21 protein-coding genes, 1 tRNA gene and 1 pseudogene are annotated in these 21271 nt (G+C 46.6%); 17 read left to right on the top strand and 6 right to left on the bottom strand.

The genetic code is table 11. From position 1 onward, the window contains the following. Nucleotides 1-74: 74 nt before the first annotated feature. Complete coding sequence (locus QUD86_RS03690) at nt 75-770, top strand: DUF3313 domain-containing protein (RefSeq protein ID WP_286298224.1); 696 nt, start codon at nt 75-77, stop codon at nt 768-770. Nucleotides 771-947: 177 nt separating this feature from the next. Then, a complete protein-coding gene (locus tag QUD86_RS03695) occupies nt 948-1850 on the top strand; it encodes an alpha/beta fold hydrolase (protein WP_286298225.1) in 903 nt (300 codons plus the stop codon). A gap of 19 nt (nt 1851-1869) precedes the next feature. Here the strand turns inward: QUD86_RS03695 and ppk2 are convergent. After that, nucleotides 1870-2642 (bottom strand): annotated as a pseudogene (gene ppk2, locus QUD86_RS03700) (polyphosphate kinase 2). A 28-nt stretch (nt 2643-2670) separates the two neighbouring features. Continuing rightward, on the bottom strand, nt 2671-3006 hold the full coding sequence (locus QUD86_RS03705) for a serine/threonine protein kinase (protein ID WP_286298226.1): 336 nt from the start codon (nt 3004-3006) through the stop codon (nt 2671-2673). Nucleotides 3007-3151: 145 nt separating this feature from the next. Here QUD86_RS03705 and QUD86_RS03710 point away from each other — a divergent pair, with 145 nt between their 5' ends. After that, a complete protein-coding gene (locus QUD86_RS03710) occupies nt 3152-4345 on the top strand; it encodes an MFS transporter (RefSeq protein WP_286298227.1) in 1194 nt (397 codons plus the stop codon). A 52-nt stretch (nt 4346-4397) separates the two neighbouring features. On the opposite strand, the gene QUD86_RS03715 is transcribed toward QUD86_RS03710, so the two are convergent. From QUD86_RS03715 to wrbA, 3 genes are all read right to left on the bottom strand, one after another. Continuing rightward, nucleotides 4398-4586: a hypothetical protein gene (locus QUD86_RS03715; protein ID WP_286298228.1), complete on the bottom strand. Its 189-nt coding sequence runs from the start codon at nt 4584-4586 to the stop codon at nt 4398-4400. 109 nt (nt 4587-4695) lie between these two features. Continuing rightward, nucleotides 4696-5085, bottom strand: coding sequence for a DUF2069 domain-containing protein (locus QUD86_RS03720; protein WP_286298230.1), 390 nt, complete (start codon nt 5083-5085; stop codon nt 4696-4698). After that, a complete protein-coding gene (gene wrbA, locus QUD86_RS03725) occupies nt 5082-5690 on the bottom strand; it encodes an NAD(P)H:quinone oxidoreductase (RefSeq protein ID WP_286298644.1) in 609 nt (202 codons plus the stop codon). Before wrbA ends, QUD86_RS03720 begins: the two co-directional genes overlap by 4 nt. A 25-nt stretch (nt 5691-5715) precedes the next feature. Between wrbA and QUD86_RS03730 the strand changes: the two genes are divergently transcribed. From QUD86_RS03730 to QUD86_RS03745, 4 genes are all read left to right on the top strand, one after another. Continuing rightward, entirely contained in the window at nt 5716-6576 is an 861-nt protein-coding gene (locus QUD86_RS03730; protein ID WP_286298232.1) for a YihY family inner membrane protein, read from the top strand. A 75-nt stretch (nt 6577-6651) separates the two neighbouring features. Beyond that, on the top strand, nt 6652-7110 hold the full coding sequence (locus QUD86_RS03735; RefSeq protein ID WP_286298234.1) for a CBS domain-containing protein: 459 nt from the start codon (nt 6652-6654) through the stop codon (nt 7108-7110). A gap of 51 nt (nt 7111-7161) precedes the next feature. Further along, nucleotides 7162-8277 carry a chorismate synthase gene (gene aroC, locus QUD86_RS03740; protein ID WP_286298237.1) on the top strand — a complete coding sequence of 372 codons (1116 nt, stop codon included), beginning with the start codon at nt 7162-7164 and terminating at the stop codon, nt 8275-8277. A gap of 81 nt (nt 8278-8358) precedes the next feature. Continuing rightward, nucleotides 8359-9516, top strand: coding sequence for an MFS transporter (locus QUD86_RS03745; RefSeq protein WP_286298238.1), 1158 nt, complete (start codon nt 8359-8361; stop codon nt 9514-9516). 1 nt (nt 9517) lies between these two features. Here the strand turns inward: QUD86_RS03745 and QUD86_RS03750 are convergent, their stop codons facing one another. Next, on the bottom strand, nt 9518-11188 hold the full coding sequence (locus QUD86_RS03750) for an electron transfer flavoprotein-ubiquinone oxidoreductase (RefSeq protein WP_286298240.1): 1671 nt from the start codon (nt 11186-11188) through the stop codon (nt 9518-9520). 193 nt (nt 11189-11381) lie between these two features. Here QUD86_RS03750 and QUD86_RS03755 point away from each other — a divergent pair, with 193 nt between their 5' ends. The 10 genes from QUD86_RS03755 (at nt 11382) to pheS (ending at nt 21266) form a co-directional block, all read left to right on the top strand. Next, nucleotides 11382-12083: a CoA transferase subunit A gene (locus tag QUD86_RS03755; protein WP_286298241.1), complete on the top strand. Its 702-nt coding sequence runs from the start codon at nt 11382-11384 to the stop codon at nt 12081-12083. 36 nt (nt 12084-12119) lie between these two features. Further along, nucleotides 12120-12770 carry a CoA transferase subunit B gene (locus QUD86_RS03760; protein ID WP_100378446.1) on the top strand — a complete coding sequence of 217 codons (651 nt, stop codon included), beginning with the start codon at nt 12120-12122 and terminating at the stop codon, nt 12768-12770. Nucleotides 12771-12811: 41 nt separating this feature from the next. Next, nucleotides 12812-14737 (top strand): alpha/beta fold hydrolase, encoded by a 1926-nt coding sequence (locus QUD86_RS09510; protein WP_353506538.1) that lies wholly within the window; start codon nt 12812-12814, stop codon nt 14735-14737. A 15-nt stretch (nt 14738-14752) separates the two neighbouring features. Further along, nucleotides 14753-16798 (top strand): RelA/SpoT family protein, encoded by a 2046-nt coding sequence (locus QUD86_RS03775; protein WP_286298244.1) that lies wholly within the window; start codon nt 14753-14755, stop codon nt 16796-16798. Nucleotides 16799-16816: 18 nt separating this feature from the next. Continuing rightward, nucleotides 16817-16893 (top strand) — tRNA-Val (locus QUD86_RS03780). 79 nt (nt 16894-16972) lie between these two features. Then, nucleotides 16973-18895, top strand: coding sequence for a threonine--tRNA ligase (gene thrS / locus QUD86_RS03785; RefSeq protein ID WP_286298247.1), 1923 nt, complete (start codon nt 16973-16975; stop codon nt 18893-18895). Between the two features lie 33 nt (nt 18896-18928). Beyond that, entirely contained in the window at nt 18929-19462 is a 534-nt protein-coding gene (gene infC, locus QUD86_RS03790) for a translation initiation factor IF-3 (protein ID WP_502928890.1), read from the top strand. A 138-nt stretch (nt 19463-19600) separates the two neighbouring features. Beyond that, nucleotides 19601-19798 carry a 50S ribosomal protein L35 gene (rpmI, locus tag QUD86_RS03795; RefSeq protein ID WP_100378451.1) on the top strand — a complete coding sequence of 66 codons (198 nt, stop codon included), beginning with the start codon at nt 19601-19603 and terminating at the stop codon, nt 19796-19798. A gap of 25 nt (nt 19799-19823) precedes the next feature. Next, the gene (gene rplT / locus QUD86_RS03800; protein WP_286298248.1) at nt 19824-20189 is read left to right on the top strand and encodes a 50S ribosomal protein L20; all 366 of its coding nucleotides are present in this window, start codon (nt 19824-19826) and stop codon (nt 20187-20189) included. Between the two features lie 30 nt (nt 20190-20219). After that, nucleotides 20220-21266: a phenylalanine--tRNA ligase subunit alpha gene (pheS, locus tag QUD86_RS03805; protein ID WP_286298250.1), complete on the top strand. Its 1047-nt coding sequence runs from the start codon at nt 20220-20222 to the stop codon at nt 21264-21266. The last annotated feature ends 5 nt before the right edge of the window (nt 21267-21271 follow it).

Raw genomic sequence — 21271 nt, forward strand, 5'->3', positions numbered from 1 at the left:
CCACATTTTTTGGCAACTTCTTAGTAGCTTCTTTTGAACAACCTATTTCAGCAATCTATTTCACCGGAATCCCCATGAAGACACTTCGCATCTCTATTGCAGCAGCAACGGTAGTAACAGCAGTAATGGTATTAGCTGCGTGTAGCAACACACCTAAATTAGCCAGCCAGCCAATGCCTAAATCTGGCTTTCTAACAAATTATGCTGTTTTGGTTCCTATGGCTACAAGTGAATCAGATACACGTATCTGGAGATATCGTAAGGAGGGCGTCAATCCTGCGATGTATAAGGCTGTAATTTTGGATCCGATCTATTTAAATCAAAGTGCCACTAAAGAAGTGACTGCTGAGGCAATTAATCAGGCAAAAATTGCACTACAAGAATCTATGGTTCAGGCTGTCAGTAGTCGTGGCAATATTCAAATTGTGAGTCAGCCTGGTCCGGGTGTAGCGCGTATTTCAGTGGGCATCACCGGGGCTGAGAGTTCGACTGACAGCTTGCAGCCTTGGAGCTTTACTCCTATTGGCCTCGCCCTAAATGCGGCTGCCTATGCGGGTGGTGTTAACTCTAAGACGCCTGCCATGTTGGTAGAGAGCAAAATTACCGATAGTCAAACGAAGGATGTCATTGGTGAGGGTTTAGTTACTATTCAGGGTGAATCTTTCAGAACGGGCGGGGGCTCAGTGGAGTCATTTGTAGCGATGGCCAAAAAAGTAGTTCGCGTTGCAATGGAGACCGCAGCTAATACGAGTGCCACGACCGCTAAATAAGCCCTCATGCATCTACCGCAACATGATCTGGCCCTTTACAAAGTGCGATGCAAATTGTGATAGCTGAAAAATGCCTAGCAAGAGCGACCTTATTGTTGCTGCAATTGAAATAATGGCAAATAGGGGCTTAGTTAATTTTTTAGATCCTGAACTTAGGGTGTATTTTTGGGGCAGACGATGACTTTTATCATTTCAGGATTTGAAGAGCGGACCATTACCGTATCTTCCTCAGATGAGCCGATCAATATTGCCTGCCAAACTGCTGGCTCAGGACCTGCATTATTACTTTTGCATGGCTTTCCTCAAACAAAGGCTATTTGGCATCGAGTAGCCCCTGAACTGGCTAAGTGTTTTTCGGTGGTGGTGGCTGATCTTCGCGGATACGGTGCTTCGTCAAAGCCTGCGGGCCAGGCGGATCACTCTACCTACTCTAAAAGGGCTATGGCAGCAGATCAGCATGCCCTAATGCAATCATTGGGGCATTCTCAGTTTTTCTTATTGGGCCATGATCGCGGGGGTCGGGTGGCGCATCGGCTAGCTGCAGATTTTCCAAAAAGTGTTGAGCGCTTGATGGTGCTCGATATTTCCCCTACGCTAACAATGTATGAAAAAACTTCCATGGCATTTGCTAAAGGCTACTGGCACTGGTTTTTTCTGATACAGCCATATCCTGTACCAGAGACACTCATAGGTGCTAATCCAGAGTATTGGCTAAAAAATCATATGGGGCGTCATGGGGGCACTCAGATATTTGACCCACAGTGTTGGGCTGAATATCTAAAAGGGGCTAGTGATCCGGAGTCGATGCATGCAATGTGTGAAGACTATCGCGCTGCTGCCACCATTGACTTAGTTCATGATCGTGCCGACCGCCTGATGGATAAAAAGTTATCAATGCCCTTGAGGGTAATATGGGGTAGCCATGGTCTGGTGAATCAATGCTTTTCACCGCTGGAGGACTGGAGGGCTGTCGCAGAAGATGTTTCTGGTACGACCTGTGATTGCGGGCATTACATTCCAGAAGAGCTTCCTGAGATGCTGATTGAAGAGGTTAAACAATTTTTTGTATCTAGATCCTAAGTTTTATCCCTAGGTCTTATTACGCTGCAAACTTGGGTAGATTTTTTGAGTGCGTTGGCCAAGTAAAGGCAATATGAGGATCCAGCGTTAATAATTCTCGTTCTTTACCTGCATACTTTACCCGAGACAAAAGATCTCGAATGAGGTTTAGGTGTGCTAATTTTTTATCGTTAGCATCAATTACAGTCCACGGAGCATCTTCACTGTTGGTGTGTCTGAGCATTTCATCACGTGCATCAGAATAGGCCCCCATTTTTCTTGAGCCTGTTGATCTATTGGACTAATTTTCCATTGCTTAAGCGGATCCTGAGCCCGATCCTGCAGGCGAGCTAATTGCTCATCCTTAGATATATCCAAATAATATTTAATAATCTGAATATCGGATTGAACTAAAAGTGACTCAAATGGATTAACGGTGGACATGAACTGCTGATATTGGCCATCTGTACAAAATCCCATAACCCGTTCTACTCCCGCTCGGTTGTACCAGCTGCGATTAAACAGTACACATTCTCCAGCGGCTGGTAAGTGAGCAACGTATCGTTGAAAATACCATTCACCTTCTTCTCGAGAGGAAGGCTTATTCAGGGCAACTACCCGAGTATCTCGAGGACTTAAGTGTTCAGTAATTCTTTTGATGCTGCCATCTTTACCGGCAGCATCTCTGCCTTCAAAAATGACCAGTAGGCGAATGCCTTTAGCAATGATTTCTCGCTGAAGCTTTACTAGCTCAATCTGTAGTAGCCGCAAATCTGCCTCATAAGCATCGCCTTTATTCAGATCTTTGCTCATGGGCAGTACTTAATAAATACTTTGCTGATTATGTTGCGCTGGCATTGGACGCTACTTTTTTAGCAGCTGTTTTCTTGGGCGCAACTTTTTTGATAGGCGCTTTTTTAGCTGCCACTTTTTTCACTGGGGTCTTTTTTGTGGGCGCTTTCTTAGCGGGCACTTTTTTGCTTGCAACTGGTTTGACTGGCCTTGCTGTCTTAGCTGACTTAACTGACTTAACGGACTTAACTGGTACTTTTTTGGCAGGCGATTTTGTTTCTAGCTTATCAAGTGCTTTAGATAGCTTATCAATAAGCTTCTCTCTATCGGACTCTAGTTTGTCTAGTTTTTTTAATAGTTGCTTTACTAATTTCTTCTGGCTCATGATGTATTCCTATTCTTGAAGTTCAATGTATTTAGCCTTTTTCTGGCTACATTTCATCCTACGTTTTATTCAAGATACTTTCAAGCATTTGTGACATGTTTAAATACTTTTTATTGCTTTGTTTTTTGGTGATACATTAATTTATATGTTTAAAACTTTACTTTCTTTGCCGAGAACAGTTTGGCTTATTGGCCTGATTAGTTTTATTAATGATTCGGCAAGTGAAATGCTATATCCATTAATGCCCCTATATCTCACTAGTGTTTTAATGGCGGGGCCAAAGGCTTTAGGTCTAATTGAGGGTATTGCAGAAGCCACCTCTAGTATTTTTAAGTTGGTTTCAGGGGTTATTGTTGACCGCACTAAAAAAGCCAAACCTTGGATTGTGATGGGGTATCTTTTGGCTGGTGTTGGCAGACCGCTCATTGCCATTGCTAATTCTTGGGCGTGGGTATTGTGTATCCGTTTTACCGATCGCCTTGGAAAAGGATTGAGGAGCTCTCCGCGAGATGCTTTGCTCGCTGAGAGTGTGCCTTCAAATCAGCGAGGGATAACTTTTGGCTTGCATCGCTCGATGGACAATGCTGGCGCAGTAGTCGGTCCTTTGTTGGCGGCTTATTTACTCTCCATTCATATTCCATTACGAGATATTTTCTTTTGGGCTGTAATTCCAGGGGCGATTGCTGTGACTTTAGCGCTCTGTCTCAAGGAGCCTTCAAGAGAGCGAGTGGCTATGCCAGCCTTTTCTTGGTCTTTGGAAGGTTTGCCTCCTCAATTTAAGCGCTATATCTGTGTCGCAGGCATCTTTGCTTTGGCAAACTCTTCAGACATGTTTTTGCTATTAAGGGCTCGCGAGCTTGGCGTTCCTCAGGAGCAAATTCCTTTGCTATGGGCAGGTATTTCTTTCATTACAACCGTGTTTGGAACGCCACTATCGGCACTTTCAGATCGATTTAGTCGCAAACATTTCATATTGCTTGCTTGGGCAGCATTTGCTCTTTTTTATATGGGAATGAGTCTTCCAGGAATACCTATTTGGGCCCTTCTTGGACTGTTTGGAATTTACGGCTTATTTAAAGCTGCAACAGAAGGGGTAGAAAAGGCATTGGTAGCAGATCTTGCCCCAAAAGGATTGGCGGGTACTGCATTTGGCTGGTTCAATTTGGTTTCAGGGGTGATGCTGTTTCCCGCATCCCTGATTTTTGGCTGGCTATACGAGTCGTTTAATCCTACGTACGCTTTCTTATTTTCAGGCTCTTGTGCTTTTTTAGCAGCCATTCTGCTAGCATTTTGGGTTTTTATTCCCATGGAGCGCTTAGCAGTAAAAAACCCCAGTTAACTCAGTAATCTGGGGTTTTTTGATCTCGGGGCTATTAATCCCAAAAGTAAATTTATTCTGGATGGAAATTGTTGCTCGCCATAAAACTAATGGTCCGTTCAAATCCGAGGATGCGGATGTAGCGCCATGCGATATCGCGATACTTGCTGTCCAAATAGCCGATAGCAACTTCCGGATCAGCCCTCTTGGACAAATCGATCTCTTGAATTGCGCGGGCCCAGCGTTTTAGTCTTGTTGACATGATTGTTGCCTCCATGGGCATACAACGCCTACAAAAGTGGCTGAGATGACAAGAAATCGAAATATTTTTAAATATTTAAAGAAAGCAGGGTTCAGAGTGCTTTATTTCACTATTTTGGGGTCGCAGACTCCTTTTTTAAAGCTTTGGCACGCGCTTTAATGGGTTTTAGGAAGGCCAGTAAACACACAAAACCAATAGTTCCAAAGGTGGTTTCAAGTACGGCCATCCAAAAGTTGGTGCCTGTCTCCAAAATTCGCACCAAGCCTTCGGTAACGTAAAGCAAAATTAACATCGAAGCCCATTGCATGGTGTAAACATTGCCTTTCCATAGCCCAGGAATGGCAAATAGTAGGGGAATGGCCTTCAAGATGAGCCAGGACCCCCCTGGCCTTAGGGGAGAGATGAACCATTCCCAGGCGACGCACAGAATAAATAGGTCAACAAAAGCAGCCGTTGCAATCAGTTGATAGGGGTTTTTGGCAAGCCATTGCTTGATCATTTGGAACCTAAGGTCAATTTAAGGGCGGTTTGTGCAAGACGCTTTCCTTGGGCTCTTGCAAGGCGCTGTTCTTCAGGGCTGATAGGGGCACGGCCGTCAGCATGGGCTAAGTGGGTGAGTCCATAAGGGCTGCCACCAGTAGTCGTGCTCATGAGGTCGGGCTCACTGTAGGGAAGGCCCATGATCATCATGCCATGGTGAAGAAGTGGAATCATCATGGTGAGCAGGGTGCTTTCTTGCCCTCCGTGCAAGCTTCCAGTGCTAGTAAAGACGCAGGCGGGCTTGCCAATGAGGGCGCCATTAAGCCACTCTGATGAACTGCCATCCCAAAAATATTTCATGGGGGCGGCCATATTGCCAAAACGCGTTGGGGAGCCCAAGGCCAGCCCAATACACTCCTGAAGATCCGTATATTCAGCATAAGGGGCGCCATCGGAGGGCACTGCTGACTCGGTGGACTCGCATACTGTGGAAATGGCTGCTACGGTTCTTAGTCTTGCATTGGCTCCTGGTACGCTTTCAATACCTTCGGCGATCAGGCGTGCTAGGTCGCGGGTAGCACCATAACGGGAGTAGTACAACACTAAAATATCTGCTTGACTCATCTTCATCTCTTCTACGTTATCTTTTATGATGTGGGCAATGCGCCTCATCCGTAATCCTCAATTATGGCTCTCTCTTGCAAAAGAGATCCGAGAGCGCAACCGCGGTCAAAATCTCAAGCAAATTGCCGCTAGCTTAGCCTTTACAACAACCCTGGCTTTGGTACCCATGCTGACGCTAGCATCTATTCTTATTGGGTACTTGCCCAGTGTGATCCGAATTAAGTACGCATTTCAGGGGTGGCTGCTTGATACCTATATGCCGGGAGGCCTAAACCAGCAAGTATTTAATTACTTGGATAGCTTTTCGTCTCAGGCTAAAGGGTTAACTGTCATTGGACTGATTGGCTTGGTCATTACCACCATTATGACAATGGGAGTGATTGAGAGTGCCTTTAACCAAATATTTCGGGTAGTGGAGAGGCGGCCCATTTTGAGAAAGATTGCGATCTACTCCGCTGCAACAATCTTGGGGCCAATACTGCTGGGTGTAGGCACTTATCTCAGCGGTCTTATGCTCGGTGCGGTAGAGGGTTGGATAGATTCGCTTACCTTTGGCTTAAGTCTAATAGCCACCACGGTGCCGTTCTTATTGGAGATGGCCGTTTTTTCAGTAGTTTACAAAATCTTGCCATATACAAAAATTCAGTGGCGCGATGCGTTCGGTGGGGCTTTTTTTGCAACGATCACGTTTGAATTGATGAAATTTGGATTTGCACTATTTTTGACCAATGTGGCCTTCTATAAAACCGTATATGGCGCCTTCGCCATTTTTCCCTTGGTTCTCATTTGGATTTATCTAACCTGGTGGATTACTTTAGCCGGTGCAGTATTGGTATCGAATTTACCCAGCATACGCAGTGGCTTTATTAGGGTTATTCGTTACTAAATCAGCCTGTTTCAGTCTTGATTCTGCCAAGGCTTGAGCATATATTGTATTAATAGACCGTTTTCTGGAGATTAAATGAAAGTTCATGACATATTGCGCGTAAAGGGCAGCACACTCTTTACAGTGGCTCCTGATACCGCTCTCCAGACTGCGGTCTTGGTGATGAGTGAGCATGACATTGGTTCATTAGTGGTGATGGATTACGACAGGCTGGTGGGAATTCTGACTTTTCGCGAGGTGATTGCTGCCTTAGCTCAGCACCATGGCAAGCTAGACGACATTAAAGTGCAATCGGTGATGAACGCTAATCCGCTGACTTGCAATATGGAAACGGAGATAGATGAAGTTCGGCGCATGATGCTGGTTGATCATGCCCGCTATCTGCCGGTCATTGACCAAAAAATGTTGATGGGCGTAATTTCTTTTTATGACGTCGCCAAATCGGTTGTTGAGGCACAGGACTTCGAAAACTCGATGCTCAAGGCCTACATCCGTGATTGGCCTGAGGATACTGAAAAAGCCCCTGTCCAGTAGCCCCCATCCGTCTCTGGCCAGCTCCCCTCTGACAGATGACATAATGTCAATATGTCAGGAAATACACTAGGCCTTCTCTTTACTGTCACCACTTTTGGTGAATCCCATGGTCCCGCGATCGGTGCTGTTGTCGATGGCTGCCCCCCAGGCATGGCCCTTTGTGAGGCGGACTTACAGTTTGACTTAGATCGCCGTAGGCCCGGCACATCACGTCACGTCACACAGCGCCAAGAGGCCGACACCGTTGAAATTCTATCGGGTGTCTATCAAGGAAAAACAACTGGTACACCCATTGCGCTATTGATTCGTAACACCGATCAGCGCAGTCAAGATTACGGCAATATTTTAGAAACGTTTAGACCTGGTCATGCTGACTATGCCTATCACTACAAATATGGCTTACGCGATCCTCGCGGGGGTGGTCGTTCTTCTGCTCGACTTACTGCACCGGTAGTAGCAGCTGCGGCCATTGCAAAAAAATGGCTGCTTGAACAATATGGCACGCAGATATATGGCTATATGAGTCAGCTTGGAGAAATTGATGTTCCTTTTCAGGATGCGGCGTTGATTGCGCAGAATCCTTTCTTCGCTGCTAACGCACAGATTATTCCTGAGCTAGAGGCCTATATGGACAGTCTACGTAAGGCGGGAGATTCATGTGGGGCGCGCATTGAAGTGCGTGCACGTAATGTACCCATTGGTTTGGGTGAGCCTTTATTTGATAAATTAGATGCTGACATTGCACATGCCATGATGGGCATTAATGCAGTGAAGGGTGTTGAAATTGGTTCGGGTTTTAAGTCTGTTACGCAACGCGGTAGCGAGCATGGAGACGAACTTCACCCAGATGGCTTTGCTACAAACCATTCTGGTGGCACGCTCGGTGGTATTAGTACAGGCCAAGACTTGCGCGTCTCTATTGCTATTAAGCCAACATCAAGTATCTTGAGTCCCAAAGAGTCGGTAGATTTAGAGGGCAAGCCAATGACCGTACAAACCAAGGGCCGCCATGATCCTTGTGTTGGCATTCGTGCTACACCGATCGCGGAAGCGATGTTGGCTCTAGTGTTAATGGATCATGCTTTACGGCACCGCGCTCAATGTGGCGATGTGCATCATGCTTTTCCATCCATTCAGGCAGCGCGTCCTGGCTCAGCTTCAGACTGAGCTCGGCCAAGTGCGGGACATCACCAACATCTATCAATAGCATTAATTCATAACTAGCAATACCTAAAGAAAAACAAGATCATGACCTCCTCGGTGCGGTGGGCCTTTGGGTCTTTTTTCTTTTTATACTTTGCGTATGTTGGCTTAGTTTCCCCTTATGCAAGTCTATTCTTTTTAGACCGCGGCTTCAGCGTCATGGAGATTGCAATCCTGATGTCGATGTTACAAATTACGCGCATCATAGGACCCTTTTCTTGGGGCTGGCTATCAGATTACCTTTCTGACCGAATTGGCATTATTCGTTTTAGCGCTTGCTTAGCTGCGGTAGTCTTCTTATCCATCTTTTATCTACAGAGCTACACCGCTTTCTTCATATGGATGTTTGTTCTTCATACGATCTTAAGCAGTCTGATGCCTTTGGGCGAGTCCGCAACCGTTCATGCTTTATTTGAAGACAATTCATTTGATCAGCGTTATGGTCGCCTGCGTTTGTGGGGCTCTATTGGCTTTATTGTGATGGTGCTTTTTGCAGGTGAGTTTTTTCAGCGGCAGGGGATTGAGTTGTATCCCATAGTGGGCGCGCTTGTGCTGATTGCGCTAGCTTTAGTGACTTTCCGCTTGCATGAGCCCAAGATGGAGCGCCGTAAGATGGTCAAAGGCGAGCTTTTAGTGGTTTTATTTAATCCTGATGTGCGCTGGTTTTTGTTATCAGGATTCTTTATGATCTTTGCGCATGCGGCGCTGTATGTCTTCTATTCTTTATACCTCTCAGACCTGGGCTATAACAAGTTTCAAATTGGATTGTTCTGGGCTTTGGGTGTCTTTGCTGAAGTGATCTTCTTTTATTTCCAAAGCAAAGTATTGAGTCGACTAGATGCTGAAGTGGTATTGCAGGTGGCATTTGGTATTGGAGTAATTCGTTTTGCCTTAATTGCTTTTTATCCCGTTACTTGGGTACTAGTTATCGCGCAGTTAATGCATGCCGGTACTTTCGGGGCTCACCATAGTGCCGCAACAAAACTGCTGCAGCGCTGGTTTACTGGGCCCTTGCAGGCACGCGGTCAAGCCCTGATGGCCACGATCTCTTATGGTCTTGGCGGAACGCTAGGGGGTTTGCTAGCTGGATGGTTATGGGAGAGTACGCAGCCCCGCAATGTTTTTGTGATGTCTGCCTTAGCTTGCGGTTTGGCTGGCATGGCGATTCAGAAACTGAGACCTAGGCACTACGCATCAGTCTAAATTACATGGATGCGTAGTTTGGTCCACCACCACCCTCTGGCGTAATCCAAACAATATTCTGGCTTGGATCTTTAATGTCGCAGGTTTTGCAATGGACGCAATTTTGGGCGTTAATTTGCAAGTGGGATTGCCCATCTTTTTCAACATATTCATAAACTCCGGCAGGGCAGTAGCGTTGCTCTGGTCCGGCGTACGTTTTGAGATTCAGGCTCACAGGAACCGAGGTATCTTTCAGTGTTAAATGCACTGGCTGATTCTCGGCATGATTGGTATTGGAAATGAATACCGAAGAGAGTCGATCAAACGTAATCTTGCCATCTGGCTTTGGGTAGTCAATAGGCTGATGCTGAGCGGCGGCCTCTAAACACTCATGGTCAGCATGCTGGTTATGAATTGTCCAGGGAACCTTACCCCCAAAGAGTTTTTGCTCTATGCCTACCATCAGAGTGCCAATATAAAGGCCCTTTGACATCCAAGGTTTGAAATTACGCGCCTGACTTAATTCTGTATGTAGCCAGCTCTTGTTGAAAGCTAGCGGATAGGCTTCCAGTACATCAGCGGTACGATTGGCATTGATCGCAGCAACTGCGGCTTGGGCTGCTAGCATGCCCGTCTTGATGGCAGCATGACTTCCCTTAATTCGTGAAGCGTTTAAAAAGCCCGCGTCACAACCAATTAATGCGCCGCCTGGAAATACCGTTTTAGGTAGACTATTTAGCCCTCCAGCTGTCAGCGCACGCGCTCCATAGGCAATACGTTTACCACCCTCAAAGGTATCTCGAATTTTGGGGTGTAGCTTATAACGTTGAAACTCTTCAAAGGGAGAGAGGTAGGGATTCTTATAAGCAAGACCTACCACCAACCCAACGGCAACCAGGTTGTCACCTAAGTGATAGAGAAAAGAACCTCCGTAGGTATCGCTCTCTAGCGGCCAGCCTGCGGTGTGCACTACTAAGCCAGGCTTGCTTTTAGAGGGCTCTACTTCCCATAGCTCTTTAATGCCCAGGCCATAGCTTTGGGGATCTGCATCGGCATCTAAGCCAAAACGAGTCATGAGCTGTTTACCTAAATGCCCACGAGAACCTTCAGCAAACAAAGTATATTTGGCTCGCAATTCCATACCAAGTTGAAATTGATCCGTTGGCCGACCTTCTTTATCTAGGCCCATCGATCCTGTAACGACTCCACAGACGGCACCTTGATCGTTGTATAAGATTTCTGCTGCTGGAAAGCCGGGGAAAATTTCTACGCCTAGGTTTTCAGCTTGCTGCCCAAGCCAGCGGGTGACGTTTGCAAGACTGACAATGTAGTTACCTTCATTTTTAAAGCAGTGGGGCAGCATCCAGTTAGGAACTTGAAACCCACTGTCTTTTGTGAGGAATAAAAACTGATCTTGAGTGACTTCCGTATTTAAGGGTGCGCCCAATGCTTTCCAATCAGGAAAAAGCTCGGTAAGTGCTTTTGGGTCCATGACGGCGCCTGACAAAATATGGGCGCCGATTTCTGATCCTTTTTCGAGGACACAAACACTGATTTCCTGGCCAGCAGTTTGGGCGAGCTGCTTTGCTTTTATGGCAGCAGATAGGCCTGCAGGGCCGCCTCCAACGATGACGATGTCATAGTCCATGGATTCTCTGGGGTCAAATTGCTCGATTAATTCTTGAGGATGCATTTTGTTTCTCCGGCTTGGCTTCGGTGCGTATGCGGCAACTTCTTGCTCACTTAGCGTTAAATCATTCCCTAAGTGTAAATCCCCGAGCCAAAACCGGCGCATCAGTCCCGGACTGATCGTTTTCAGGGGGCTAAAGCGTTATGATCAGTTATTACCCATTTTTATTGATTCTTGGCAATATTAGGACGAATGTATGAATAAAACTTACCCATCCGCAGTCGAGGCCCTCAAAGACATTTTAAAAGACGGACAAAAACTGGCTGTTGGCGGTTTTGGCCTTTGTGGCATTCCGGAAGCATTAATTCAGGCAGTTAAAGATTTAGGTGCTCAGAACCTCACTGCCATTGCCAATAATGCTGGTGTTGATGGTTTTGGACTTGGCTTGTTGCTCAATTCCAGGCAGGTCAAAAAAATGATCGCTTCTTATGTGGGTGAAAACAAAGAATTTGAACGTCAATACTTGGCAGGTGAGCTGGAATTAGAATTTACTCCGCAAGGCACTTTAGCTGAAAAACTCCGCGCTGGCGGCTGCGGCATTCCGGCTTTCTATACCAAAACCGGTGTGGGCACCTTGGTGGCTGAAGGTAAAGAGGTTAAGGAATTTGATGGTGAAAAATACATCATGGAGCGTGCGCTTATTTCAGATATTTCCTTAGTAAAAGCCTGGAAAGCTGATCGCTCCGGTAACTTGATCTATCGCTACACTGCACGGAATTTCAATCCAGTAGTAGCGATGGCTGGCAAGATTACGGTAGCAGAGGTAGAGGAAATCGTAGAAAACGGCACACTAGATCCCGATCAAATCCACACTCCAGGTATTTACGTCCACCGCTTGGTACTCAATACGACACCAGAAAAACGCATTGAGCAGCGCACTTTAACAACAGCGGCGTAACAGCCTAAACACAATAGTAATTTTAGGAAGATCGATATGCCTTGGAATAGAGATGAAATGGCGGCACGAGCTGCTAAAGAACTGAAAGACGGCTACTACGTTAATTTGGGAATCGGTATGCCCACCTTGGTGGCTAACCATGTCCCTAAGGATATGGAAGTGTGGCTTCAATCTGAAAATGGTTTGTTGGGTATTGGGCCCTTCCCAACGGAAGCAACGATTGATGCTGACCTCATTAATGCTGGCAAACAAACGATTACCACCTTGCCTGGCTCGTCTATCTTCTCTTCTGCAGATTCCTTTGGGATGATTCGCGGTGGAAAAATCAATATTGCCATTTTGGGTGCAATGCAAGTGAGTGAGCACGGAGACCTAGCCAACTGGATGATTCCAGGAAAAATGGTGAAGGGTATGGGCGGTGCAATGGATCTAGTTGCTGGCGTAAAACATGTCGTTGTCTTGATGGAGCATGTAGCCAAGAAAAAAGACGGCACTGAAGAAATTAAAATACTGCCAAACTGCACTTTACCGCTCACAGGAGTTGGCGTCATCAGCCGTATCATCACCGACCTTTGTGTTTTGGATATCACTCCTAAGGGCTTGAAGTTAGTTGAATTAGCGCCAGGCGTCAATAAAGATGAGGTTTTGGCTAAAACAGGTGCGCCTGTTGATACAGCGGGCTTCTAATGCTTTGTATCCCACCATCCTTAATGGGATAGGGATCCTTTATGTCTGATTCTGCTCATTCTCAACCCCATCTCCTTCCCCAATCTCAATCATTGCACGCCCATAAGAAGGGCGATGCGAAGCATTCTCACAGTAAAGAAACGGCTAATCAGAATTTATTACTGATTGCTCTGATCTTGACCTTAGGATTTGCTGGGGTTGAAGCCACTGCCGCTTATTTTGCAGGCTCCTTAGCATTGATTTCAGATGCGGGGCATATGGTTACCGATGCAGCTGCATTGGGGCTGGCTCTTCTGGCGCAAATGATTGCAAGACGCCCACCATCGGCTAAACACTCTTTTGGTTTTGGTCGTGCAGAAGCTTTGGCAGCGTTTGTAAATGGTATTGCCATGTTGGCACTCGTGGCTTGGATTGTAGGAGAGGCGCTTACCCGTTTCTTTACCCCGCATCAAGTAGACGGCCTAACAGTATCCATAGTTGCAGCCGTTGGTTTGCTGATGAATATTTTGGTAGCTTGGGTTCTGTCGCACGATCGCAAGAGCGTCAATACCCGTGCAGCCTTAGTGCATGTCATGGGTGATCTTCTCGGCTCAGTAGGTGCCCTAGTTGCTGGCTTAGTAATTCAATTTACCGGATGGATGCCCGTTGATGCATTACTTTCTATTTTTGTTTCTTTATTAATTTTAAAATCTACTTTTTCGATCTTGCGTGAGTCTTATCACTTTCTTATGGAAGGTGTCCCTTTGCATATTGATTATCTTCAAGTGGGCAGTGATTTAAAAAAGATACCCGGTGTTTTAGCGGTTCATGACTTACACGTTTGGGAAATGACTCCCAGTTTCCCGGCCCTCATTGGGCATATTGAAATCGAGAAAATGCAGGATTGGCCAGAGATCATGGCTCGCATCAATGAGATGCTACTCGATCAGCATGGAATTGATCATGTGACTTTGCAGCCGGAGATTGGTGTCGATACTGACACTGATACTGGCACTGATACTGGCACTGATACTGATGCTGATGCTGAGATCGCTAGTCCAGCGAAACCAAAAGTTGATGTGCCGCCTATCAAGAAAGCTGAGGAGGTGGTAGCTGCTCAAGCTCAATCAAGTCATCAGAGCAATACATTTTATGTTGACTGCATTAGTCCTGACGGCCCTCATCAGATGGCTTATCACGTGTGGGGCGATCCTAGCAATCCTGTCCTGATGTGCGTGCATGGCTTGACTCGGCGCGGAAGTGATTTCACAAAGCTTGCACAAGCGATGTGCGATCAATACTATGTTGTGTGCCCTGACATTGTTGGACGTGGTGATTCAGATCACTTGCGCAATCCAATGCTTTATGCCGTTCCACAGTATGTAGCCGATATTGATTGTTTAGTTAAAGCGTTAGGTGTGAAGCAAATCGATTGGTTTGGCACATCGATGGGAGGCTTGATCGGCATGGTGTATGCCTCGATGCCTAATAATCCGATTCGACGCATGCTGATTAACGATGTTGGCCCCACGATTGAGCCAGAGGCTATTAAACGACTCGGTGCTTATGTTGGACAACCTTTTGCCTTTGCGCAACGTGCCCAAGCACTCTCTCGTTTAAATACTATTTGCGCAACGTTTGGCGAACATACACCAGAAGAGTGGGAGATCTATAACGGTCCTATGTTGATTCAAAAAGATGGCTTATGGCTTATGCACTACGATCCTAATATTGCAGTGCCATTTGCTTCGGTGAATCCCGTGATGGCAAAAGTAGGTGAGATGGCGCTGTGGCATGCGTTTAAGCAAATTCATATTCCGATGCTGATTGTGCGTGGGGGTGACTCTGATTTGTTGTCAGCAAAAACGGTAGCGCGGATGTGTAAGGACAATGCTTACTTGCGCAGTATCGAAATCCCAGGTGTTGGGCATGCGCCAGCCTTTGTTAAAGCAGAGCAGATTGCTTTAGCCAAAGAATTCTTTAGTTAAGATATTGATTGATCTATGTCAAATGCTGCTAATGCATCTGAGAAATTTAAAATAGTAGATGGCTGGTATGGTGAGCCTGCTCAGGATCACGCTATTGGCGTATTACAAATTCTGACGAGTTTGCATTTAGACGAGCCAACCCTGACGGCGGCTAGTAACATTGCCCGCACCCATGGCAAAGAAGCGTTAATCAAGTTAATTGGCGAAGAACCAGCAAAGCTATTAATTGGGTATCGAGGGCTAAGACAAGCACAGGGAAAATTGGTACGTGATGATGGCGGCCTCACCATTTCTGGGCAAGAAGAAATGCTCCGAAAAATGCTATTGGCCTTCGGTGATGATTTGCGGGTGGTATTAATTTATCTTGCTTCGCGCTTGCAAACTTTACGTTGGATTACTCAGGAAGGGATTGTCATGCCTGCCTCCTGGGCACAAGAGATTCTGAATATCGATGCCACGCTAGCAAATCGATTAGGTATTTGGCAGATGAAATGGGAGATGGAAGATTTAGCTTTTCGAACGCTTTCACCGGATACGTATCGTGATATTGCGAAGATGCTCGATGAAAAGAGGGTGGAGCGAGAATCTTTTATTGAGCACATTGTGACCCAGCTCAAAACTGAATTGAGTAGTTCAAATATCGTAGGTGAAGTGCAGGGTCGCCCTAAGCACATCTACAGCATCTGGAAAAAGATGCAAGGCAAGTCCTTAGACTTTGCCAATCTTTATGACGTCAGGGCATTTAGAGTCTTGGTGGATGATGTCAAATCCTGTTATGCGATTTTGGGTTTAGCTCACAATATTTGGCAACCTGTGCCGCGCGAGTTTGATGATTACATCGCCAGGCCAAAGCTAAACGGATATCAATCCTTACATACCGTAGTGATGGATGAGCATGGCGCCGCTTTTGAAATTCAGGTGCGGACGCATGAGATGCACCAACAAGCGGAGTATGGTTTGGCGGCTCACTGGCGCTACAAAGAGGGGGCTTACTCCGGCGAGGCTACACCTCGTAAACAAAATAAATCGTCCAGCACGCATGCTGATTTAGCCAATGCTCCGCATCAATCAGGAACGCACAGCGCTGCAGTAGCTTATGAGCGTCAAATTGCATGGGCTAGGCAGCTGATTTCTTGGAAAGAAGATGCTTGGGAGCAGCTCAAACATCATGAGATTGATGACCATATTTATGTGCTTACCCCATTAGGAAAAGTGATTTCTCTTGAGAAGGGTTCAACGCCGATTGATTTTGCTTATGCGGTCCATACCGATTTAGGGCACCGTTGCCGTGGGGCGAGGGTGGATGGCGCTATGGTGCCTTTAGAGACGGCATTAAAAAACGGCCAGACTGTTGAGGTTATTGCTGTAAAGCATGGTGGACCATCCCGTGATTGGATCAGCCCAAGCCACCAATACTTATGTTCTCAGCGTGCCCGTACTCGAGTGCGGGCCTGGTTTAATGCTATAGACGATGAGGAGGCTGGCGTAGGAGCCAAGTCTACTGAGGTTAAGCATGACCTGAAGCTGGAAAGTAAGGTCGGCACAGCAGGGCCTGAGATTATTCTCAAGCAGAGCACGCGCAAGCAAGGTCAAACTGGGGATGTCTTGGTTGTTGGGGTCGACTCTTTAATGACCCAGTTAGCACGCTGTTGCAGGCCTGTACCCCCGGATGGCATTGCTGGTTTTGTGACGCAAGGTCGCGGCATATCGATTCATCGACGCTCTTGTAAGACCTTTAGGGGCCTACTAGAGCGGGCACCTGAGCGTGTTATTCAGACATCGTGGAATGGAGCCTCTTCAGAAAAGTCTTCTGGTGGCGACCTCAAAAAGGTCTTTCCTGCAGATTTAGCCATTACAGGCGTTGACCGTCCTGAGCTAATGCGAGAGCTATTTGAGATTTTGACGAGGCAGGGTATTCATGTGATTGATCTACGTAAATCAGCTAAGCGAGGCATGACTCAAATATTGCTGACAGTCGAAATTGGGGACTCTGAAGCCTTAAGATTCATTCAAAATAGCCTCGAAGAGGTCAAAGGGGTGACACAGGTACGCCGCCGGTGATAAACTCTAGATCGAAATAGGCTCGTAGCTCAGCTGGTTAGAGCACCACCTTGACATGGTGGGGGTCGTTGGTTCGAGTCCAATCGAGCCTACCAACGAATAAAGACCAAAGAGCGCGGTTGCCGAAATGCTACCGCGCTTTCTTTTTTGGTCAGTAAATAAGATGGGGTTGTCATGCTTGTAGTTACTCTGCCAGATGGATCCAAACGCGAGTTTGATGCTCCTGTGCGCATTCTTGATGTTGCCCAAAGCATTGGTAGCGGCCTCGCTAAGGCTGCGTTGGGCGGCATTATCGACGGCAAGATAGTCGATGCCAGTTATGTCATCGACAAAGATAGTCAACTCTCCATCATTACGGACAAGAGCCCAGAGGCTTTAGAGATTGTTCGTCACTCTACTGCACACTTATTGGCCTATGCCGTCAAAGAATTGTTTCCGCAGGCCCAAGTCACTATCGGGCCGGTGATTGAAAACGGCTTTTATTACGATTTCTCGTTTAATCGCCCATTTACCCCTGAAGACTTGGTAGCGCTTGAGAAGAAAATGGCTGAGCTTGCCAAAAAAGATGAGCCAGTTATTCGCACTGTGATGCCGCGAGATGCTGCGGTACAGTTTTTCAAGGACCAAGGCGAGCACTACAAAGCAGAAATTATTGCTAGCATTCCGCAAGGCGAGGATGTTTCTCTCTACACAGAGGGTAAATTTACTGACTTATGCCGCGGCCCCCATGTCCCGTCCACTGGAAAGCTTAAGGTATTCAAGCTGTTGAGTGTTGCTGGCGCTTATTGGCGGGGCGATAGTAAGAATGAGATGTTGCAGCGGATTTACGGTACTGCCTGGCTTCGAAAAGAAGACCAAGAAGCCCATTTGCACATGCTAGAAGAGGCCGAGAAGCGGGACCATCGTCGCCTAGGTAAGTTTTTGGATCTTTTCCATTTTCAGCCCGAAGCGCCAGGACTCATTTTTTGGCATCCCAAAGGTTGGTCTATATGGCAAGAAGTAGAGCAGTACATGCGCCGCGTATACCAACAAGAGGGTTACCAAGAAGTTAAAGCCCCACAGATCTTAGATCGTGGACTTTGGGAAAAGTCAGGTCACTGGGATAACTATAAAGAAAACATGTTCACGACAGAGTCGGAGAATCGTGCCTATGCATTAAAGCCGATGAACTGCCCCGGGCATGTCCAAATTTATAATTCAGGCTTGCATAGCTACCGTGAACTGCCATTGCGCTATGGTGAGTTTGGTCAATGTCACCGCAATGAGCCATCAGGCGCCTTACATGGCTTGATGAGGGTGCGAGGCTTTACTCAAGATGACGGTCATATTTTTTGTACAGAAGACCAAATACAGCCTGAGGTCGCCGCTTTTGATATAGCGGTGCGTTCGGTATATCGAGACTTTGGCTTTACTGAGGTGGCCGTAAAACTTGCATTGCGTCCTGCCAAGCGCGTTGGCGATGATGCGATTTGGGATAAGGCGGAAGATGCGCTTAGAGGGGCTTTGACTGCCTCAGGTCAAACTTGGGATGAATTGCCGGGTGAAGGTGCGTTTTATGGTCCAAAAATTGAATACCATCTCAAGGATTCGATTGGGCGTACTTGGCAGTGCGGAACTATCCAGGTGGATTTCTCAATGCCGGCTCGTTTGGGCGCTGAATACGTCACAGAAGACAACGATCGCAAGACTCCTGTAATGCTCCATAGAGCAATTGTGGGCTCCTTAGAGCGTTTTATCGGTATTTTGATCGAAAATCATGCTGGAAACATGCCTGTCTGGCTTGCTCCAACTCAGGCAGTGGTGCTCAATATCTCTGGTAATTCTGCCGCTTATGCACAGAAAGTTCAGCAATTGCTGAAAAAACAAGGGTTTAGAGTCGAATCTGATTTGCGAAATGAGAAAATTACGTATAAAATACGCGAGCACGCATTACAGAAGATTCCTTTTTTATTAGTTGTAGGTGATAAAGAAGCTGAAAGTAATACGGTGGCCGTTCGTGCCCGTGGCGGAGTGGATTTAGGTGAAATGCCTCTTGATGCCTTCGTTGCCCGACTCCAGCAGGATATTGCCCATAAGGTCGGACCCGAGCAAAGCTAGGGGCGGAATGGTTTTGATTGTTTTTTTAAAGGAATTAAGAAGATCGCTACTGATAAATCGCAGCGCATAAATCGGGAGATTAGTGCTCCTGAAGTGCGTCTGGTTGGACTAGATGGGGAACCCATCGGTGTAGTAAGTTTGAGTGAAGCCCTGGCTTTAGCAGAAGAGAAAGAAACCGATTTGGTTGAAATTGCTCCGACAGCTGTGCCACCTGTAGTCCGTATCATGGACTTCGGTAAATTCAAGTACCAAGAAGCCAAACGTTTGCATGAAGCGAAGCTCAAGCAAAAAGTGATTCAGGTGAAGGAAGTTAAATTCCGTCCCGGCACAGATGATGGTGACTATGGTGTGAAACTACGCAATCTAATCCGCTTTTTGGAAGATGGCGATAAGACAAAGATTACGCTGCGGTTTCGGGGTCGTGAAATGGCCCACCAAGAAATCGGAGTACGAATGTTGGAGCGCTTAAAGGCTGACCTTATTGAGTTTGGTCAAGTTGAGCAGTTTCCAAAGATGGAAGGTCGCCAGATGGTGATGGTTTTGGCCCCCATCCGTAAGGTTAAGTAATTAGCAAGCTCTAAAGAGTTTTCTAGTTGTTAAGTAGTGAGGAGTTGAAAGACTCTGGTTGTTAGAAGTGCTTCTAGGTACAGGAAGCGTAACCGTCGGTTACCACCTATGTTGCACATGCAGAAGAAGGGGTGCTTTATGCCCAAGATGAAGAGCAAGAGTAGCGCCAAAAAGCGCTTCACGGTTCGCGCAGGCGGAACGATTAAACGAGGTCAGGCTTTTAAACGCCACATCCTTACCAAAAAGACTACCAAGAGCAAGCGTCAATTGCGTGGTACCACTGAAGTTTCGAAAGCGGATGTTAAATCCATTCGTTCGATGCTTCCATACGCTTAACCTCAGACTAGATTAGGAGAAATAAATGCCAAGAGTCAAACGTGGGGTTACAGCAAGAGCCCGTCATAAGAAAATCACCGATGCCGCAACAGGTTATCGTGGACGTCGTAAAAACGTATTCCGTGTTGCTAAGCAAGCAGTTATGCGTGCTGGTCAATATGCCTATCGTGACCGTCGCAATAAGAAGCGTGTATTCCGTGCATTGTGGATTGCTCGTATCAATGCGGCAGTTCGTCAGCATGACATGACCTATAGCGTATTCATGAATGGCATGAAGAAGGCATCGATCGAACTTGACCGCAAAGTGCTTTCCGACATGGCAGTTAGGGACAAGCCGGCTTTTGCCGCCTTGGTTACTCGGATTAAATCCGTAGTAAACGCTGCAGCTTAATTTTTAGTTTATCTAAAAAACTAAGCTGCAATGGTTTCTCTCGACCACATTGTCGAGGATGCTAAACGCGATTTCCTCGGAGCTGCAGATGCTGCAGCTCTGGAGGACGCGAAAGCCAAGTATCTCGGTAAATCAGGTGTTCTCACTGAGCGTCTCAAAGCGCTTGGTGGAATGTCGCCTGACGAACGCAAGAGTGCTGGCGCCCAAATAAATCAAGTTAAAACGAAGGTAGAGGCTGCACTACAAGAGCGTCGCCAAGCATTGGCTGATGCGGTATTGCTCAATCGCCTTGCTGCTGAGTCTATTGATGTTTCTTTGCCAGGGCGTGGTCAGGCAGTTGGTAGTTTGCATCCAGTGATGCGAACTTGGGAGCGCGTTGAAGAAATCTTCCGCTCCATTGGTTTTGATGTAGCTGACGGCCCTGAAATAGAAACAGATTGGTTTAATTTCACAGCTTTAAATAGCCCTGAGAATCATCCTGCTAGATCGATGCAAGACACGTTTTATATTGACGGCAAAGATTCCTTAGGGAAGCCTTTGTTATTGCGCACACATACTAGCCCCATTCAGGTTCGCTATGCCAGTGAGCACGTTAAAAAATATGCGCATGCTGATGTCATGCCCCCCATCAAAGTGATTGCACCGGGTAGAACCTACCGTGTAGATAGCGATGCCACCCATTCGCCGATGTTTCATCAGGTTGAAGGCCTATGGATTGCCGAGAGTGTTTCTTTTGCCGATCTCAAAGGGGTTTATACAGACTTTCTGAGAACCTTTTTCGAGACCAATGAGCTGCAGGTTCGTTTTCGTCCTTCCTACTTTCCATTCACAGAACCCTCTGCCGAAATCGACATGGCTTTTGGCAGTGGAAAACTAGCGGGCCGTTGGCTAGAAATTTCTGGTGCAGGGCAGGTGCATCCCAATGTACTGCGTAATATGGGTATCGATCCCGAGCGCTACACTGGCTTTGCCTTTGGATCTGGTTTGGAGCGCCTTTCAATGTTGCGTTATGGCATTGATGATTTGCGCCTCTTCTTTGAGAATGATCTGCGCTTCTTGGCCCAATTTCCAGCTTAAGAAAG

The organism is Polynucleobacter sp. TUM22923 (genome assembly GCF_030295705.1).
GTDB lineage: Bacteria > Pseudomonadota > Gammaproteobacteria > Burkholderiales > Burkholderiaceae > Polynucleobacter.

Excerpts from the sequence above, each read along its gene's own strand:
- QUD86_RS03690 (WP_286298224.1), top strand. The coding sequence starts at position 75 with ATGAAGACACTTCGCATCTCTATTGCAGCAGCAACGGTAGTAACAGCA.
- QUD86_RS03695 (WP_286298225.1), top strand. The coding sequence starts at position 948 with ATGACTTTTATCATTTCAGGATTTGAAGAGCGGACCATTACCGTATCT.
- QUD86_RS03705 (WP_286298226.1), bottom strand. The coding sequence starts at position 3,006 with ATGAGCCAGAAGAAATTAGTAAAGCAACTATTAAAAAAACTAGACAAA.
- QUD86_RS03710 (WP_286298227.1), top strand. The coding sequence starts at position 3,152 with ATGTTTAAAACTTTACTTTCTTTGCCGAGAACAGTTTGGCTTATTGGC.
- QUD86_RS03715 (WP_286298228.1), bottom strand. The coding sequence starts at position 4,586 with ATGTCAACAAGACTAAAACGCTGGGCCCGCGCAATTCAAGAGATCGAT.
- QUD86_RS03720 (WP_286298230.1), bottom strand. The coding sequence starts at position 5,085 with ATGATCAAGCAATGGCTTGCCAAAAACCCCTATCAACTGATTGCAACG.
- wrbA (WP_286298644.1), bottom strand. The coding sequence starts at position 5,690 with ATGAGTCAAGCAGATATTTTAGTGTTGTACTACTCCCGTTATGGTGCT.
- QUD86_RS03730 (WP_286298232.1), top strand. The coding sequence starts at position 5,716 with ATGATGTGGGCAATGCGCCTCATCCGTAATCCTCAATTATGGCTCTCT.
- QUD86_RS03735 (WP_286298234.1), top strand. The coding sequence starts at position 6,652 with ATGAAAGTTCATGACATATTGCGCGTAAAGGGCAGCACACTCTTTACA.
- aroC (WP_286298237.1), top strand. The coding sequence starts at position 7,162 with ATGTCAGGAAATACACTAGGCCTTCTCTTTACTGTCACCACTTTTGGT.
- QUD86_RS03745 (WP_286298238.1), top strand. The coding sequence starts at position 8,359 with ATGACCTCCTCGGTGCGGTGGGCCTTTGGGTCTTTTTTCTTTTTATAC.
- QUD86_RS03750 (WP_286298240.1), bottom strand. The coding sequence starts at position 11,188 with ATGCATCCTCAAGAATTAATCGAGCAATTTGACCCCAGAGAATCCATG.
- QUD86_RS03755 (WP_286298241.1), top strand. The coding sequence starts at position 11,382 with ATGAATAAAACTTACCCATCCGCAGTCGAGGCCCTCAAAGACATTTTA.
- QUD86_RS03760 (WP_100378446.1), top strand. The coding sequence starts at position 12,120 with ATGCCTTGGAATAGAGATGAAATGGCGGCACGAGCTGCTAAAGAACTG.
- QUD86_RS09510 (WP_353506538.1), top strand. The coding sequence starts at position 12,812 with ATGTCTGATTCTGCTCATTCTCAACCCCATCTCCTTCCCCAATCTCAA.
- QUD86_RS03775 (WP_286298244.1), top strand. The coding sequence starts at position 14,753 with ATGTCAAATGCTGCTAATGCATCTGAGAAATTTAAAATAGTAGATGGC.
- thrS (WP_286298247.1), top strand. The coding sequence starts at position 16,973 with ATGCTTGTAGTTACTCTGCCAGATGGATCCAAACGCGAGTTTGATGCT.
- rpmI (WP_100378451.1), top strand. The coding sequence starts at position 19,601 with ATGCCCAAGATGAAGAGCAAGAGTAGCGCCAAAAAGCGCTTCACGGTT.
- rplT (WP_286298248.1), top strand. The coding sequence starts at position 19,824 with ATGCCAAGAGTCAAACGTGGGGTTACAGCAAGAGCCCGTCATAAGAAA.
- pheS (WP_286298250.1), top strand. The coding sequence starts at position 20,220 with ATGGTTTCTCTCGACCACATTGTCGAGGATGCTAAACGCGATTTCCTC.